Raw genomic sequence first — 15838 nt, 5'->3', positions numbered from 1 at the left:
GAGACTGCAAGGGGAGACAACACGCTCATGAGCGATGTTCTGGAGCTGGTGGACGTATCCGTGGTCCGCGAGGGCCGGGCTCTGGTGGACCAGGTCTCCTGGTCGGTGAAGGAGGGGGAGCGCTGGGTGATCCTCGGCCCCAACGGCGCCGGCAAGACCACGCTGCTGAACCTCGCCTCCAGCTACCTCTTCCCCACCAAGGGCGCCGCCACCATCCTCGGCAGCACCCTCGGCAAGCCCGGCAGCGACGTCTTCGAGCTGCGCCCGCGCATCGGCGTCGCCGGCATCGCGCTCGCCGACAAGCTCCCCAAGCGCCAGACCGTCCTGCAGACCGTCCTCACCGCCGCCTACGGCATGACGGCGACCTGGCAGGAGGAGTACGAGGAGATCGACGAGCAGCGCGCCCGCGCCTTCCTCGACCGCCTCGGCATGACCGAATACCTCGACCGGAAGTTCGGCACCCTCTCCGAGGGCGAGCGCAAGCGCACCCTGATCGCCCGCGCCCTGATGACCGACCCCGAGCTCCTCCTCCTCGACGAGCCCGCCGCCGGCCTCGACCTCGGCGGCCGCGAGGACCTCGTACGCCGCCTCGGCCGCCTCGCCCGCGACCCGCTCGCGCCGTCCATGGTGATGGTCACGCACCACGTCGAGGAGATCGCCCCCGGCTTCACCCACGTCCTGATGATCCGCCAGGGCAAGGTCGTCACCGCGGGTCCGATCGACCTCGAACTGACCTCCCGCAACCTGTCGCTCTGCTTCGGCCTCCCCCTGGTCGTCGAGCGCAACGACAGCGACCGCTGGACCGCCCAGGGCCTCCCGCTCCGCTAGAGCGCCTCCCCGATCCGGCATCCGCACTCCCGGTACGGGAACCGTCGCACCCTGTCCTGACCGCGCCCGCCCGACCTACCATGACCATGTGAACATCGACGCGTGGCTGTGGTGGCTCATCGGCGCGGTCGGACTGGGCATCCCGCTCGTCCTGACGGCGATGCCGGAGTTCGGCATGTTCGCCGTCGGCGCGGTCGCGGCCGCCGTCACAGCGGCGTTCGGCGGGGGAGTCGTCGCCCAGGTCCTGGCCTTCGTGATCGTCTCGGTGGCGCTCATCGCCGTCGTCCGCTCGATCGCCAACCACCACCGCGAGCAGCGGCCCCAACACCGCACCGGAATCGACGCGTTGAAGGGCAGGAGCGCGCTCGTCCTCGAACGCGTGGACGGCAGCGGAGGCCGGATCAAACTCGCCGGCGAGATCTGGTCCGCACGCACCCTCGATGCGGACAGCAGCTTCGAACCGGGCCAGCAAGTGGACGTCGTGGAGATCGACGGAGCCACCGCGGTCGTGATGTGAGCTTGTGCGCTAAGCAGCCGACCCGCGGCCCCGGGGTCTGCGAGACTCCGCTCAACGGGGCAGCACAGACAGCCGGAAGGGCACGGGGAACCGCATGCAACCGATCATCATCGTCCTGATCATTCTGGTGGTTCTGGTCTTCATCGCACTGGTCAAGACGATCCAGGTGATCCCGCAGGCCAGCGCCGCCATCGTCGAACGCTTCGGCCGCTACACGCGGACCCTCAACGCGGGCCTCAACATCGTCGTCCCGTTCATCGACTCGATCCGCAACCGCATCGACCTGCGCGAGCAGGTCGTGCCGTTCCCGCCGCAGCCGGTCATCACCCAGGACAACCTGGTCGTCAACATCGACACGGTCATCTACTACCAGGTGACCGACGCGCGCGCCGCGACGTACGAGGTCGCCAGCTACATCCAGGCCATCGAGCAGCTCACCGTCACCACCCTGCGCAACATCATCGGCGGCATGGACCTGGAACGGACCCTGACCTCCCGCGAGGAGATCAACGCCGCCCTGCGCGGCGTCCTCGACGAGGCCACCGGCAAGTGGGGCATCCGCGTCAACCGCGTCGAGCTCAAGGCGATCGAGCCGCCGACCTCCATCCAGGACTCGATGGAGAAGCAGATGCGCGCCGACCGCGACAAGCGCGCCGCGATCCTCCAGGCCGAGGGTGTCCGGCAGTCCGAGATCCTGCGCGCCGAGGGCGAGAAGCAGTCCTCCATCCTGCGCGCCGAGGGTGAGGCCAAGGCCGCCGCGCTGAGGGCCGAGGGCGAGGCCCAGGCCATCCGTACGGTCTTCGAGTCCATCCACGCCGGAGACGCGGACCAGAAGCTCCTCGCCTACCAGTACCTCCAGATGCTCCCGAAGATCGCCGAGGGCGACGCCAACAAGCTGTGGATCGTGCCCAGCGAGATCGGAGACGCCCTCAAGGGCCTCTCTGGAGCCATGGGCAACTTCGGCCCCATGGGTGGCGGTTCGGGCTTCAACCCGCAGAACACCGGCAAGCCCGCCGGAGGCGACGGCAACGGCACGGGCAAGGCGGCGAACGGCACGGACCGGCGCGAACAGCCCCCGATCGACTAGCACCCGCCCTCCCCGGACCGGCATCCCCTACTGCATGATCAGTGAGGCCCCTCGACCTTCATGGCGGGGAGGCGACTCACTATGCAAAGGGGATGGCCCCGTCCATGTCCATGTCCATGTCCCTCTGGGAATCGCTCGCGGTGTTCGCGGCCGGCATCGGCGCCGGCACCATCAACACCATCGTCGGCTCCGGCACGCTCATCACCTTCCCGGTGCTGCTCGCCACCGGGCTCCCGCCGGTCACCGCCAACGTGTCCAACACCCTCGGCCTGGTGCCCGGTTCCATCAGCGGGGCCGTCGGCTACCGCAAGGAGCTCCAGGGCCAGCGCAGCCGCATCGTCCGGCTCGGCGCCGTCTCCCTCGTCGGAGGACTCGCGGGCGCCGTCCTGCTCCTCACCCTGCCGTCGGACTCCTTCGACACGATCGTGCCCGTCCTCATCGGACTCGCCCTCGTGCTCGTCATCCTCCAGCCCCGGCTCGCCGCACTCCTGCGCAAGCGCCAGGAAGCCGCAGGAGGAGACGGCGGACACCCCGACGGCGGCCCCGCCCTGCTGACCGGAATGCTGCTCTCCAGCGCCTACGGCGGCTACTTCGGCGCCGCCCAGGGCGTTCTCTACCTCGGCCTGATGGGCCTGCTGCTCCACGAGGACCTGCAACGCATCAACGCCGTCAAGAACGTCATCGCCGCCCTCGTGAACGGCATCGCGGCCGTCTTCTTCCTCTTCGTCGCCGAGTTCGACTGGACGGCCGTGCTCCTGATCGCCGTCGGCTCCACCCTCGGCGGCCAGATCGGCGCCAAGGTCGGCCGCCGCCTGTCGCCCACCGTGCTCCGCGCCGTCATCGTGGCCGTCGGCGTCATCGCGATCGTCCAGCTCCTACTGCGCTGAGCGACGTAGCGGAAATACGTCGCCCAGCACACCGGCGGTCATACGGCCCTACGAGGCGGAACGCTCCAGCCACTCCGGGAGCGCACCGCTGCCCCCCACTCCCAGGGCCAGCAGCATGGCATCCGCCGGAGACGGCACGAAGGGCTTGCGGAGGAGCGGCATCCCCGCCTCCTCCGGAGTCCGGGCCGCCTTGCGGTGATTGTCCTCGGCACAGGAGGCCACCGTGTTCAACCACGTGTCCCCACCGCCCTGGGCCCGGGGCAGCACGTGGTCCACGGTCGTCGCGCGCTTCCCGCAGTACGCGCAACGGTGCTGGTCCCGGACCAGCACCCCCCTCCGTGACCAGGGAGCATGTCTTCGGAACGGCACCCGTACGTACCTGCACAGCCTGATCACCCGGGGCATCGGAAGATCCAAGCTGGCACCACGCACACGCAGTTCGGGATGCGACTGTTCGACGACGGCCTTGTCCTGGAGCACCAGGACCACGGCCCGGTTCAGCGTCACCGTCGACAGCGGCTCGAAGCTCGCATTCAGCACCAGCGTGTCCCGCATCTCGCCCACCTCCCGTGTGCAGGCCCGCGACCACCCTGGCGGCAGGGCCCGCACCCACTCTGGCCGCGCGCGCCACGCGGGACAACGCAATAAAAATGCCCGGTCCTGGTCGTCTTTAGACCAGGACCGGGCAAACGCACGGCGAACGATCAGCTCGCGGGAGCCTCGTACTCACCGATCAGCTGCGCCCGCCCCAACGAGTGGAAGCGCAGGTTGAATCCGACGACCGCCGGCGAGACGTCCGCACCGGGGCCCAGCTTCTCCTGGTCCACCGCGTACACGGTGAACACGTACCGGTGCCGCTCCCCGGCCGGCGGAGCGGCACCACCGAAGTCCTGCGTGCCGTAGTCGTTCCTTACGTGCACGGCCCCGGCGGGCAGGCCGTCGAACGTGCCGCTCCCCGCGCCGGCCGGCAGCTCGGTGACCGAAGCGGGCAGGTCGAAGAGCACCCAGTGCCAGAACCCGCTGCCCGTCGGGGCATCCGGGTCGAAGCACGTCACGGCGAAGCTCTTGGTCCCCTCCGGAAACCCTTCCCACTTCAGGTGCGGCGAGACGTTCCCACTCCGCAGGACCTGGGCGTCGCCCAGCTCACCACCGGGTTCCAGATCGGCACTCTCCACGGAGAACGCGTGCACCTGGGGGTGGAAGTCGTGCGGAAGGGGCGCCCTGCTCTGCTCGGCCACTGCTGAACCTCCTGGATCGGGTGAGGGGTACGGCCCGAGCCTAGAACCAGTTGCGCTGCGAACCCACGGACGCGATCCACTGGTTGAGGTAAGCAGCCCAGTCGGTCCCCTGGTACGACTGCAGACCCACCTGGAAGCAGCGGTACGTGTCGCTGCCCTCGGTGAACAGCCCCGACTTCTTGTCCATCTCCAGCACGACGTCCATCTCACGGCCGTCCGAGATGAAGGTCAGCTCCACCTGGTTCAGCCCGCGGTACTGCGACGGCGGGAGGAACTCGATCTCCTGGTAGAACGGCAGCGTCTGGCGCGTCCCGCGGATGTGCCCGCGCTCCATGTCCGCGCTGCGGAAGCTGAAGCCGAGCTGACGGAACGCGTCCAGGATCGCCTGCTGCGCCGGCACCGGGTGCACGTTGATCGGGTCGAGGTCGCCGGCGTCCACCGCACGCGCGATCTCCAGCTCGGTGCTGACCCCGATGTTCATCCCGTGCAGCTGCTGACCCCCGAAGTGGGTGATCGGCGTCTCCCACGGGATCTCCAGCCCGAACGGCACCACGTGCAGGGCGCCGGGCTGCACCTGGAAGGCACCACCGAGACGCTGCTTGGTGAAGACGATGTCCTGTTTGTACTCCTGGTCGCCGCCCTCCACCTCGACCCGGGCCTGGAGGCCGATGGACAGGCCCTCGATCTGCTGCTCCACGGAACCGCCCTGGATGCGGACCTCACCCTGGACGATCCCGCCCGGCACGACGTTCGGCTCGGTGATGATCGTGTCCACCGAAGCACCGCCGGCACCCAGCGCCGCGAACAGCTTCTTGAACCCCATGCTCTGACTCCCCTTGAAGGCTCGTGCGACTACCGCTTACGAGTACACCCTGACAAACGCGGAACCTTAGGCCCCGGTTGCAGATGTGCGCGTTCGACTACGCTCGACCGGATGAGCGCGCGCCCCGACCGTACGCCCCTGGCCCGGTCCTTCTTCGACCGGCCGGTCCTCACGGTGGCCCCGGACCTGCTCGGCCGCATCCTGGTCCGCCGTACACCGGAAGGCCCGCTGGAGCTCCGCATCACGGAGGTGGAGGCGTACGAGGGGGAGGCCGACCCCGGCTCCCACGCCTATAGGGGACGCACCGCACGCAACGCATCCATGTTCGGTCCGCCCGGACACGCGTACGTCTACTTCATCTACGGCATGTGGTTCAGCCTCAACCTGGTGTGCGGCCCGCCGGGCCACGCGAGCGGGGTCCTGCTGCGCGCGGGCGAGATCACCGAAGGTGCCGACCTGGCTCGCAAACGTCGACTTTCAGCCAGAAGCGACCGAGAACTGGCCAAAGGGCCGGCCCGCCTGGCCACGGCCCTGGGGATCGACCGCTCCCTGGACGGTACCGACCTCTGCGCCGGCCCCGGTTCCCCGCTGGAACTCTTGAAGGGCACCGCCACCACACCCGACCTGGTGAGCATCGGTCCCCGCACGGGAGTCGGAGGCGCCGGCGCGGGCCATCCCTACCGCTACTGGATCACGAGTGACCCGACAGTGAGCCCGTACCGCGCCCACGCGCCACGCCGCCGTTCAACTTGACTCGCCCTTGGCGGACGCCTAACGTAGCCCGAGCCGCTTGAACGGGGCACTGCCATCAGCAGACCCCGGAGCGGCCAACCCACTACCTACGACGTACCCCTGGCGGGGTCGATTTCGGCATGCCCGAATTCGAATCCAGTGGCTCGATTATGAGTCGCAAGGGATAAGCGCTAAAGTGGTGGAACGCCGAAAGGCAAAGGCCCCCAACGGCCGCAGAATTCAAATCCAAGTCGGAAACGACAGCGGAAATGATCTGGTAGAGTTGGAAACGAAGAACGAAAGCCCGGAGGAAAGCCCGAGAGGGTGAGTACAAAGGAAGCGTCCGTTCCTTGAGAACTCAACAGCGTGCCAAAAATCAACGCCAGAAGTTGATACCCCGTCCATTTCGGTGGATGAGGTTCCTTTGAAAAAGTCCTGTCTTTCGGGGCAGGCAACAACACAGCGAGGACGCAGTGGACGGTCGGTCATATTCCGACATGATCGTCCCGCTCTAAGTGCGTGTGCACCCGATTACGGGTAAACATTCATGGAGAGTTTGATCCTGGCTCAGGACGAACGCTGGCGGCGTGCTTAACACATGCAAGTCGAACGATGAAGCCCTTCGGGGTGGATTAGTGGCGAACGGGTGAGTAACACGTGGGCAATCTGCCCTTCACTCTGGGACAAGCCCTGGAAACGGGGTCTAATACCGGATAATACTCCTGCCTGCATGGGTGGGGGTTAAAAGCTCCGGCGGTGAAGGATGAGCCCGCGGCCTATCAGCTTGTTGGTGGGGTAATGGCCCACCAAGGCGACGACGGGTAGCCGGCCTGAGAGGGCGACCGGCCACACTGGGACTGAGACACGGCCCAGACTCCTACGGGAGGCAGCAGTGGGGAATATTGCACAATGGGCGAAAGCCTGATGCAGCGACGCCGCGTGAGGGATGACGGCCTTCGGGTTGTAAACCTCTTTCAGCAGGGAAGAAGCGAAAGTGACGGTACCTGCAGAAGAAGCGCCGGCTAACTACGTGCCAGCAGCCGCGGTAATACGTAGGGCGCAAGCGTTGTCCGGAATTATTGGGCGTAAAGAGCTCGTAGGCGGCTTGTCACGTCGGATGTGAAAGCCCGAGGCTTAACCTCGGGTCTGCATTCGATACGGGCTAGCTAGAGTGTGGTAGGGGAGATCGGAATTCCTGGTGTAGCGGTGAAATGCGCAGATATCAGGAGGAACACCGGTGGCGAAGGCGGATCTCTGGGCCATTACTGACGCTGAGGAGCGAAAGCGTGGGGAGCGAACAGGATTAGATACCCTGGTAGTCCACGCCGTAAACGTTGGGAACTAGGTGTTGGCGACATTCCACGTCGTCGGTGCCGCAGCTAACGCATTAAGTTCCCCGCCTGGGGAGTACGGCCGCAAGGCTAAAACTCAAAGGAATTGACGGGGGCCCGCACAAGCAGCGGAGCATGTGGCTTAATTCGACGCAACGCGAAGAACCTTACCAAGGCTTGACATATACCGGAAAGCATTAGAGATAGTGCCCCCCTTGTGGTCGGTATACAGGTGGTGCATGGCTGTCGTCAGCTCGTGTCGTGAGATGTTGGGTTAAGTCCCGCAACGAGCGCAACCCTTGTCCTGTGTTGCCAGCATGCCCTTCGGGGTGATGGGGACTCACAGGAGACCGCCGGGGTCAACTCGGAGGAAGGTGGGGACGACGTCAAGTCATCATGCCCCTTATGTCTTGGGCTGCACACGTGCTACAATGGCCGGTACAATGAGCTGCGATACCGTGAGGTGGAGCGAATCTCAAAAAGCCGGTCTCAGTTCGGATTGGGGTCTGCAACTCGACCCCATGAAGTCGGAGTTGCTAGTAATCGCAGATCAGCATTGCTGCGGTGAATACGTTCCCGGGCCTTGTACACACCGCCCGTCACGTCACGAAAGTCGGTAACACCCGAAGCCGGTGGCCCAACCCGTAAGGGAGGGAGCTGTCGAAGGTGGGACTGGCGATTGGGACGAAGTCGTAACAAGGTAGCCGTACCGGAAGGTGCGGCTGGATCACCTCCTTTCTAAGGAGCACAGTACCGATTGCAGACAAACGTTCTGCACGGTCAGCTCATGGGTGGAACGTTGATTAGTTGGCACGGTTTCCAAAACTCTCTGTAAGTACTGCTTCGGCGTGGAACACAGTGAAGTGGAGGGGATCGTGCTTGGCACGTTGTTGGGTCCTGAAGGTACGGCCGTAAGGTCATGTCTTCAGTGCCGGCCCCGGTAAAGCATTCCTTAGGGAGTGTGTGACGGGTGGCTGGTCGTTGTTTGAGAACTACACAGTGGACGCGAGCATCTGTGGCCAAGTTTTTAAGGGCGCACGGTGGATGCCTTGGCACCAGGAACCGATGAAGGACGTGAGAGGCCGCGATAGGCCCCGGGGAGCTGCCAACTGAGCTTTGATCCGGGGGTGTCCGAATGGGGAAACCCGGCAGTCGTCATGGGCTGTCACCCACTGCTGAACACATAGGCAGTGTGGAGGGAACGAGGGGAAGTGAAACATCTCAGTACCCTCAGGAAGAGAAAACAACCGTGATTCCGGGAGTAGTGGCGAGCGAAACCGGATGAGGCCAAACCGTATGCGTGTGATACCCGGCAGGGGTTGCGCATGCGGGGTTGTGGGAATTCTTTTGATCGGTCTGCCGGCCGGTCGGCGAGTCAGAAACCGTTGATGTAGTCGAAGGACATGCGAAAGGTCCGGCGTAGAGGGTAAGACCCCCGTAGACGAAACATCAGCGGCTTGCTTAAGAATCTCCCAAGTAGCACGGGGCCCGAGAAATCCCGTGTGAATCTGGCGGGACCACCCGCTAAGCCTAAATATTCCCTGGTGACCGATAGCGGATAGTACCGTGAGGGAATGGTGAAAAGTACCGCGGGAGCGGAGTGAAATAGTACCTGAAACCGTGTGCCTACAAGCCGTGGGAGCGTCGCTGTATGTGCTTGCACATACAGTCGTGACTGCGTGCCTTTTGAAGAATGAGCCTGCGAGTTAGCGGTGTGTAGCGAGGTTAACCCGTGTGGGGAAGCCGTAGCGAAAGCGAGTCCGAATAGGGCGATTGAGTTGCACGCTCTAGACCCGAAGCGGAGTGATCTAGCCATGGGCAGGTTGAAGCGGAGGTAAGACTTCGTGGAGGACCGAACCCACCAGGGTTGAAAACCTGGGGGATGACCTGTGGTTAGGGGTGAAAGGCCAATCAAACTCCGTGATAGCTGGTTCTCCCCGAAATGCATTTAGGTGCAGCGTCGTGTGTTTCTTGCCGGAGGTAGAGCACTGGATAGGCGATGGGCCCTACCGGGTTACTGACCTTAGCCAAACTCCGAATGCCGGTAAGTGAGAGCACGGCAGTGAGACTGTGGGGGATAAGCTCCATGGTCGAGAGGGAAACAGCCCAGAGCATCGACTAAGGCCCCTAAGCGTACGCTAAGTGGGAAAGGATGTGGAGTCGCAGAGACAACCAGGAGGTTGGCTTAGAAGCAGCCACCCTTGAAAGAGTGCGTAATAGCTCACTGGTCAAGTGATTCCGCGCCGACAATGTAGCGGGGCTCAAGCGTACCGCCGAAGTCGTGTCATTGCAGCAATAGGGCCAACGCCCGCTGTGATGGGTAGGGGAGCGTCGTGTGCCGGGTGAAGCAGCAGCGGAAGCTAGTTGTGGACGGTTCACGAGTGAGAATGCAGGCATGAGTAGCGATACACACGTGAGAAACGTGTGCGCCGATTGACTAAGGGTTCCTGGGTCAAGCTGATCTGCCCAGGGTAAGTCGGGACCTAAGGCGAGGCCGACAGGCGTAGTCGATGGACAACCGGTTGATATTCCGGTACCCGCTTTGAAACGCCCAATATCGAATCAGGCGATGCTAAGTCCGTGAAGCCGTTCCGGACCCTTCGGGGAAAGGAAAGTGGTGGAGCCGACGAACCAGACTTGTAGTAGGTAAGCGATGGGGTGACGCAGGAAGGTAGTCCAGCCCGGGCGGTGGTTGTCCCGGGGTAAGGGTGTAGGCCGAGGGGTAGGCAAATCCGTCCCTCATTAAGGCTGAGACCTGATGCCGAGCCGATTGTGGTGAAGTGGATGATCCTATGCTGTCGAGAAAAGCCTCTAGCGAGTTTCATGGCGGCCCGTACCCTAAACCGACTCAGGTGGTCAGGTAGAGAATACCGAGGCGTTCGGGTGAACTATGGTTAAGGAACTCGGCAAAATGCCCCCGTAACTTCGGGAGAAGGGGGGCCATCACTGGTGATCGGACTTGCTCCGTGAGCTGGGGGTGGCCGCAGAGACCAGCGAGAAGCGACTGTTTACTAAAAACACAGGTCCGTGCGAAGCCGTAAGGCGATGTATACGGACTGACGCCTGCCCGGTGCTGGAACGTTAAGGGGACCGGTTAGTGCACTTTCGGGTGTGCGAAGCTGAGAACTTAAGCGCCAGTAAACGGCGGTGGTAACTATAACCATCCTAAGGTAGCGAAATTCCTTGTCGGGTAAGTTCCGACCTGCACGAATGGCGTAACGACTTCTCGACTGTCTCAACCATAGGCCCGGTGAAATTGCACTACGAGTAAAGATGCTCGTTTCGCGCAGCAGGACGGAAAGACCCCGGGACCTTTACTACAGTTTGATATTGGTGTTCGGTTCGGCTTGTGTAGGATAGGTGGGAGACTTTGAAGCAGCCACGCCAGTGGTTGTGGAGTCGCCGTTGAAATACCACTCTGGTCGTGCTGGATGTCTAACCTCGGTCCGTGATCCGGATCAGGGACAGTGTCTGATGGGTAGTTTAACTGGGGCGGTTGCCTCCCAAAGGGTAACGGAGGCGCCCAAAGGTTCCCTCAGCCTGGTTGGCAATCAGGTGTTGAGTGTAAGTGCACAAGGGAGCTTGACTGTGAGACCGACGGGTCGAGCAGGGACGAAAGTCGGGACTAGTGATCCGGCGGTGGCTTGTGGAAGCGCCGTCGCTCAACGGATAAAAGGTACCCCGGGGATAACAGGCTGATCTTCCCCAAGAGTCCATATCGACGGGATGGTTTGGCACCTCGATGTCGGCTCGTCGCATCCTGGGGCTGGAGTCGGTCCCAAGGGTTGGGCTGTTCGCCCATTAAAGCGGTACGCGAGCTGGGTTTAGAACGTCGTGAGACAGTTCGGTCCCTATCCGCTGTGCGCGTAGGAATATTGAGAAGGGCTGTCCCTAGTACGAGAGGACCGGGACGGACGAACCTCTGGTGTGCCAGTTGTCCTGCCAAGGGCATGGCTGGTTGGCTACGTTCGGGAGGGATAACCGCTGAAAGCATCTAAGCGGGAAGCCTGCTTCAAGATGAGTATTCCCACCTCCTTGAGAGGGTAAGGCTCCCAGTAGACGACTGGGTTGATAGGCCAGATGTGGAAGCCCGGTAACGGGTGGAGCTGACTGGTACTAATAGGCCGAGGGCTTGTCCTCAGTTGCTCGCGTCCACTGTGTTAGTTCTGAAGCAACGAACAGTTGCTGGTTTCTAGAGCTAGAACATAACTACAAAGTGTGCTTGTTCGCTCGAAACCGATAGGGTTTCGGTGGTCATAGCGTTAGGGAAACGCCCGGTTACATTCCGAACCCGGAAGCTAAGCCTTTCAGCGCCGATGGTACTGCAGGGGGGACCCTGTGGGAGAGTAGGACGCCGCCGAACAATCTTTCAAAGGACCCTTGGTCCAGCGTTCAACGCTGGACCAAGGGTCCTTTTTGTTTTTCACCTCTTTACGCCGAAGCGCGGCCATGGGTTGGTTGCGCGAGAATGACTAGCGGTACCCCGAAGACAGGAGTCACACCCATGTCCAACTCTCCCGACGATCGTCCGGAGCGCGAGCCTCGTCGCAACGACGGCGGTGACAGGGGCGGCTACCGCGGGGGCCGTGACGACCGTGGCGGTGACCGTGGTGGCTTCCGCCGCGACGACCGCGGTGGCCGGCCGACCGGTGGCGACCGTCCGTCGTACCCGCGTCGCGACGACCGCGGCGGGCGTCCCGCCACCGGTGGTGGCGGCGGCTTCCGTCGCGATGACCGCGGTGGCGACCGCCCGTCCTACCCGCGCCGTGATGACGACCGTGGTGGCCGTCCCTCGTACCCGCGTCGTGATGACGACCGCGGTGGTTTCCGTGGCGGTCGTGATGAGCGTGGTGGCGACCGTCCGTCGTACCCGCGCCGTGACGACCGTGGTGAGCGCCCCTCCGGCGGCGGTGGTGGTGGCTTCCGCCGTGACGACCGTGGCGAGCGCCCCTCGTACCCGCGTCGTGATGACGACCGCGGTGGTTTCCGTGGTGGCCGTGATGAGCGTGGTGGCGACCGTCCGTCGTACCCGCGTCGCGACGACCGTGGTGAGCGTCCCTCTGGCGGCGGTGGTGGTGGCTTCCGCCGCGACGACCGTGGCGAGCGTCCCTCCGGCGGCGGCTTCCGCGGCCGCGAGGACCGTCCCTCGTACCCGCGTCGCGACGACCGCGGTGGCGACCGTCCGTCGTACCCGCGCCGCGACGACCGCGGTGAGCGCCCCTCCGGCGGCGGTGGTGGTGGCTTCCGCCGTGACGACCGTGGCGAGCGCCCCTCGTACCCGCGTCGTGATGACGACCGCGGTGGTTTCCGTGGTGGCCGTGATGAGCGTGGTGGCGACCGTCCGTCGTACCCGCGTCGCGACGACCGTGGTGAGCGTCCCTCTGGCGGCGGTGGTGGTGGCTTCCGCCGCGACGACCGTGGCGAGCGTCCCTCCGGCGGCGGCTTCCGCGGCCGCGAGGACCGTCCCTCGTACCCGCGTCGCGACGACCGCGGTGGCGACCGTCCGTCGTACCCGCGTCGCGACGACCGCGGTGAGCGCCCCTCCGGCGGCGGCTTCCGCGGCCGCGAGGACCGTCCCTCGTACCCGCGTCGCGACGACCGCGGTGGCGACCGTCCGTCGTACCCGCGCCGCGACGACCGCGGTGAGCGCCCCTCCGGCGGCGGTGGTGGTGGCTTCCGCCGTGACGACCGTGGCGAGCGCCCCTCGTACCCGCGCCGCGATGACGACCGTGGTACCCGCCCGTCCTACCCGCGCCGCGATGACGACCGTGGTGGCCGTCCCTCGTACCCGCGTCGTGATGACGACCGCGGTGGTTTCCGTGGCGGTCGCGATGACCGTGGTGGCGACCGTCCGTCGTACCCGCGCCGTGACGACCGCGGTGGCGACCGTGGCGGGTTCCGCGGTCGTGATGACCGTGGTGGCGACCGCGGTGGCTACCGTGGCGGTCGCGACGACCGTGGCGGCGACCGCGACTACCGCGCGGACCGCGACCGGGACCCGGTCAAGCGGCTTCCGATCGACGAGGACGTCACCGGCCTGGAGATCGACGCCGATGTCCGCCAGGAGCTCCTGAGCCTGCCCAAGGGCCTGGCCGAGGAGGTCTCCCGCAACCTGGTCATGGTCGCCCGGCTGATCGACGAGGACCCGGAGCAGGCGTACGCGTACTCGCGCATCGCCCTGCGCCTGGCCTCCCGCGTCGCTGCCGTCCGCGAGGCCGCCGGCTTCGCCGCGTACGCCACGCAGAAGTACAGCGAGGCGCTCGCGGAGTTCCGCGCCGCCAAGCGCATGACCGGTTCCGTCGAACTGTGGCCCGTCATGGCCGACTGCGAGCGCGGCCTCGGCCGCCCCGAGCGCGCGCTGGCCATGGCCGGCGAGCCCGAGGTGCAGAAGCTGGACAAGGCCGGCCAGGTCGAGATGCGCCTGGTCGCCGCCGGTGCGCGCCGGGACATGGGGCAGCTCGACGCCGCCATCGTGACCCTGCAGAGCCCCGAGCTGGCCTCCAACGCCATCCAGCCGTGGACCGCGCGCCTGCGGTACGCCTACGCGGACGCCCTGCTGGCGGCCGGCCGTGAGGACGAGGCGCGCGAGTGGTTCGCCAAGACGGTCGAGGCGGACAAGGACGGCTCGATGGACGCCTCCGACCGGCTCGCCGAGCTGGACGGCGTCGAGTTCGTCGACGCGCTCGCCGGCGATGAGCCGGACGGGGTCGACGAGGACGAGGACGACGAGGACGACGAGGACGAAGAGCAGGACGCCGCCGAGGTGGCTGCTGCCGAGCGTGCGTCCGACCAGGCCGAGTACTACGACGAGGACGACGACGAGTACGAGCCCCTGGAGCGGTCCGACGCGGACGCCGACGTCGACGTCACCGACGAGATCGCCGTCGTCGAGGACGAGGACGAGGACGAGGACGACGCCCAGGCCCGTGACAAGGCCTGAGCAGCGGTCCTGCTGAACTGAGAAAGGGCGGCACCCCCGGTGGGGTGCCGCCCTTTTTCGTATCCGCGGCCGGGCCGGGCCGGGTCAGGTCAGGCTGCGCAGGACCAGGCCGGTGGCCGGCTTCGGGCCGAAGGACGTGGACTTGCGGGGCATCGTGACGCCCTGGCGGGCCAGGTCCCGCACGACCTGCTCCCGTACGGGGTGCAGCAGGACCGCGGTGCCGCCGTGACGCTCGGCCATGGCGACGGTGGCTGCGGCGTCGTGGATGTACGAGATCTGGTCGGGGGTGTCGGGGATCTGCCACAGCGCGTCGAGCAGGGTCGCGTGCAGGACGGTCGCGTCCAGCCGGCGCCAGGCCTCGGGACGGTCGCGGCGCACGGTGCGCTCCAGGAGGTCCAGATCCGGGTCGGTGACCAGGTGGAAGGTGCCGTCGCCGGTCAGGAGGAAGGCGTTGCCGCGCTCCGCGGCGTCGGCGAGGGCCTCCAGGGCGAGCGGCAGCGGGCCCTCGACCGGGCGGACCCGGAAGCTGCCCTCGACGGCGGCCAGGGCGTCCGCGACCGGGGTGCGGCGCAGCATCCGGTGGATGGCGCGCACCTGGAGCGGGTAGCGGGCCGTGTCGACGAGGAGGACCAGCCCGAAGTCCCATGCGGTGGGGGACTGGTGCTCCTCCTGCAGGCGCAGGTACGTCGCCCAGCGGTGGTGTCCGTCGGCGATGAGGGCCTGGCGGTGCCCGAGGTCGGCGGTGACGGCGGCCAGGTCGGCGGGGTCGGTGATGGCCCAGAGCCGGTGGCGGAAGCCGTCCTCGGTGGTGGTGGCGAGCAGCGGAGTGCCTGTCGCGGTCCGCTCGACGACCTCGGCCGCGCCGGCTGCGGTGTCGTCCCCGAGATAGGTGAGCAGGAGGGGCTCCAGATTGGCCGAAGCCGCCCGCATCAGGCCGGCCCGGTCGGTGACCACGTCCGGCATCACGTCCTCGTGCGGGAGGACGATGCCGGCGTCGGGCTGCGACAGGGCGAGGGCACCGATCACACCGCGCTGCAGCAGGCCGCCCTTGCGCTGCTCGTAGACGTAGAGGGCGGGCTCGGGGTCGGCGCTGAGGATGCCGTTGCGGAGCCAGTCGTGCAGGGTGCGTGCGGCCTGTTCGTTGCGCTCGGCGGGGGTGTCCGCCTGAGGCAGGATCAGGCGGACGATGTTGTGCGGATCGGCGGACTGCAAGTGGTCGACGCCGTCCGGGCGCACCACCACGTCGTACGGCGGTGAGGTGACGGCGGCCAGGCTGCCGACACGCTCCGGGTCATAGCGCAGTCCGTGGAAGGGGATCAGGCGCAGCCCGTCGTCCGCAGTACCAGATGTGGTCATTGGTGCATGGTAAGACGCGTCTCGCGATGCGGGATGATCGGGTGAGCAAGACCGCAGCACAAGCAGTCGGGATCGGTCACGGACCGGTCGAGGATCGAA

11 protein-coding genes and 3 rRNA genes are annotated in these 15838 nt (G+C 65.6%); 10 read left to right on the top strand and 4 right to left on the bottom strand.

Going from position 1 to position 15838, the window contains the following annotated elements:
* The first annotated feature begins 27 nt into the window (after nucleotides 1-27).
* The 4 genes from OHA65_RS09930 to OHA65_RS09915 all read left to right on the top strand — a co-directional run bounded on the left by OHA65_RS09930 (nucleotide 28) and on the right by OHA65_RS09915 (nucleotide 3319).
* Nucleotides 28-828: an ABC transporter ATP-binding protein gene (locus OHA65_RS09930; protein WP_054222280.1), complete on the top strand. Its 801-nt coding sequence runs from the start codon at nucleotides 28-30 to the stop codon at nucleotides 826-828.
* An 88-nt stretch (nucleotides 829-916) separates the two neighbouring features.
* Nucleotides 917-1345 (top strand): NfeD family protein, encoded by a 429-nt coding sequence (locus OHA65_RS09925; RefSeq protein WP_405761755.1) that lies wholly within the window; start codon nucleotides 917-919, stop codon nucleotides 1343-1345.
* A gap of 94 nt (nucleotides 1346-1439) precedes the next feature.
* Complete coding sequence (locus OHA65_RS09920; RefSeq protein WP_327282761.1) at nucleotides 1440-2432, top strand: SPFH domain-containing protein; 993 nt, start codon at nucleotides 1440-1442, stop codon at nucleotides 2430-2432.
* A gap of 110 nt (nucleotides 2433-2542) precedes the next feature.
* Nucleotides 2543-3319 (top strand): sulfite exporter TauE/SafE family protein, encoded by a 777-nt coding sequence (locus OHA65_RS09915; RefSeq protein WP_328762312.1) that lies wholly within the window; start codon nucleotides 2543-2545, stop codon nucleotides 3317-3319.
* 48 nt (nucleotides 3320-3367) lie between these two features.
* Here OHA65_RS09915 and OHA65_RS09910 read toward each other — a convergent pair whose 3' ends face one another.
* The 3 genes from OHA65_RS09910 to OHA65_RS09900 all read right to left on the bottom strand — a co-directional run bounded on the left by OHA65_RS09910 (nucleotide 3368) and on the right by OHA65_RS09900 (nucleotide 5380).
* Entirely contained in the window at nucleotides 3368-3874 is a 507-nt protein-coding gene (locus OHA65_RS09910; protein ID WP_327282760.1) for an HNH endonuclease, read from the bottom strand.
* A gap of 149 nt (nucleotides 3875-4023) precedes the next feature.
* Complete coding sequence (locus tag OHA65_RS09905) at nucleotides 4024-4557, bottom strand: YbhB/YbcL family Raf kinase inhibitor-like protein (protein WP_327282759.1); 534 nt, start codon at nucleotides 4555-4557, stop codon at nucleotides 4024-4026.
* Nucleotides 4558-4597: 40 nt separating this feature from the next.
* Nucleotides 4598-5380, bottom strand: a complete 783-nt coding sequence (locus OHA65_RS09900; protein WP_327282758.1) for a sporulation protein — start codon at nucleotides 5378-5380, stop codon at nucleotides 4598-4600.
* 111 nt (nucleotides 5381-5491) lie between these two features.
* Between OHA65_RS09900 and OHA65_RS09895 the strand changes: the two genes are divergently transcribed.
* From OHA65_RS09895 to OHA65_RS09870, 6 genes are all read left to right on the top strand, one after another.
* Nucleotides 5492-6133, top strand: a complete 642-nt coding sequence (locus OHA65_RS09895; protein WP_327282757.1) for a DNA-3-methyladenine glycosylase — start codon at nucleotides 5492-5494, stop codon at nucleotides 6131-6133.
* A gap of 523 nt (nucleotides 6134-6656) precedes the next feature.
* Nucleotides 6657-8181 (top strand): 16S ribosomal RNA (locus tag OHA65_RS09890).
* 279 nt (nucleotides 8182-8460) lie between these two features.
* Nucleotides 8461-11583: ribosomal RNA gene (locus OHA65_RS09885) — 23S ribosomal RNA — on the top strand.
* Nucleotides 11584-11689: 106 nt separating this feature from the next.
* Nucleotides 11690-11806: ribosomal RNA gene (gene rrf / locus OHA65_RS09880) — 5S ribosomal RNA — on the top strand.
* Together the 16S, 23S and 5S rRNA genes form the textbook arrangement of a ribosomal RNA operon.
* A 223-nt stretch (nucleotides 11807-12029) precedes the next feature.
* Nucleotides 12030-13517 (top strand): hypothetical protein, encoded by a 1488-nt coding sequence (locus tag OHA65_RS09875; RefSeq protein WP_405763492.1) that lies wholly within the window; start codon nucleotides 12030-12032, stop codon nucleotides 13515-13517.
* The gene (locus tag OHA65_RS09870; RefSeq protein WP_327285597.1) at nucleotides 13514-14383 is read left to right on the top strand and encodes a tetratricopeptide repeat protein; all 870 of its coding nucleotides are present in this window, start codon (nucleotides 13514-13516) and stop codon (nucleotides 14381-14383) included. Before OHA65_RS09875 ends, OHA65_RS09870 begins: the two co-directional genes overlap by 4 nt.
* Nucleotides 14384-14467: 84 nt before the next feature.
* Here the strand turns inward: OHA65_RS09870 and OHA65_RS09865 are convergent, their stop codons facing one another.
* Nucleotides 14468-15739 (bottom strand): DUF1015 domain-containing protein, encoded by a 1272-nt coding sequence (locus OHA65_RS09865; protein ID WP_327282756.1) that lies wholly within the window; start codon nucleotides 15737-15739, stop codon nucleotides 14468-14470.
* Nucleotides 15740-15838: the final 99 nt, after the last annotated feature.

This window comes from Streptomyces sp. NBC_00045 (assembly GCF_045041095.1).
Classification (GTDB): Bacteria; Actinomycetota; Actinomycetes; order Streptomycetales; family Streptomycetaceae; genus Streptomyces.
The sequence above is the reverse complement of the archived record's forward strand: the minus strand, read 5'-3'. Positions and strand labels throughout refer to the sequence as shown.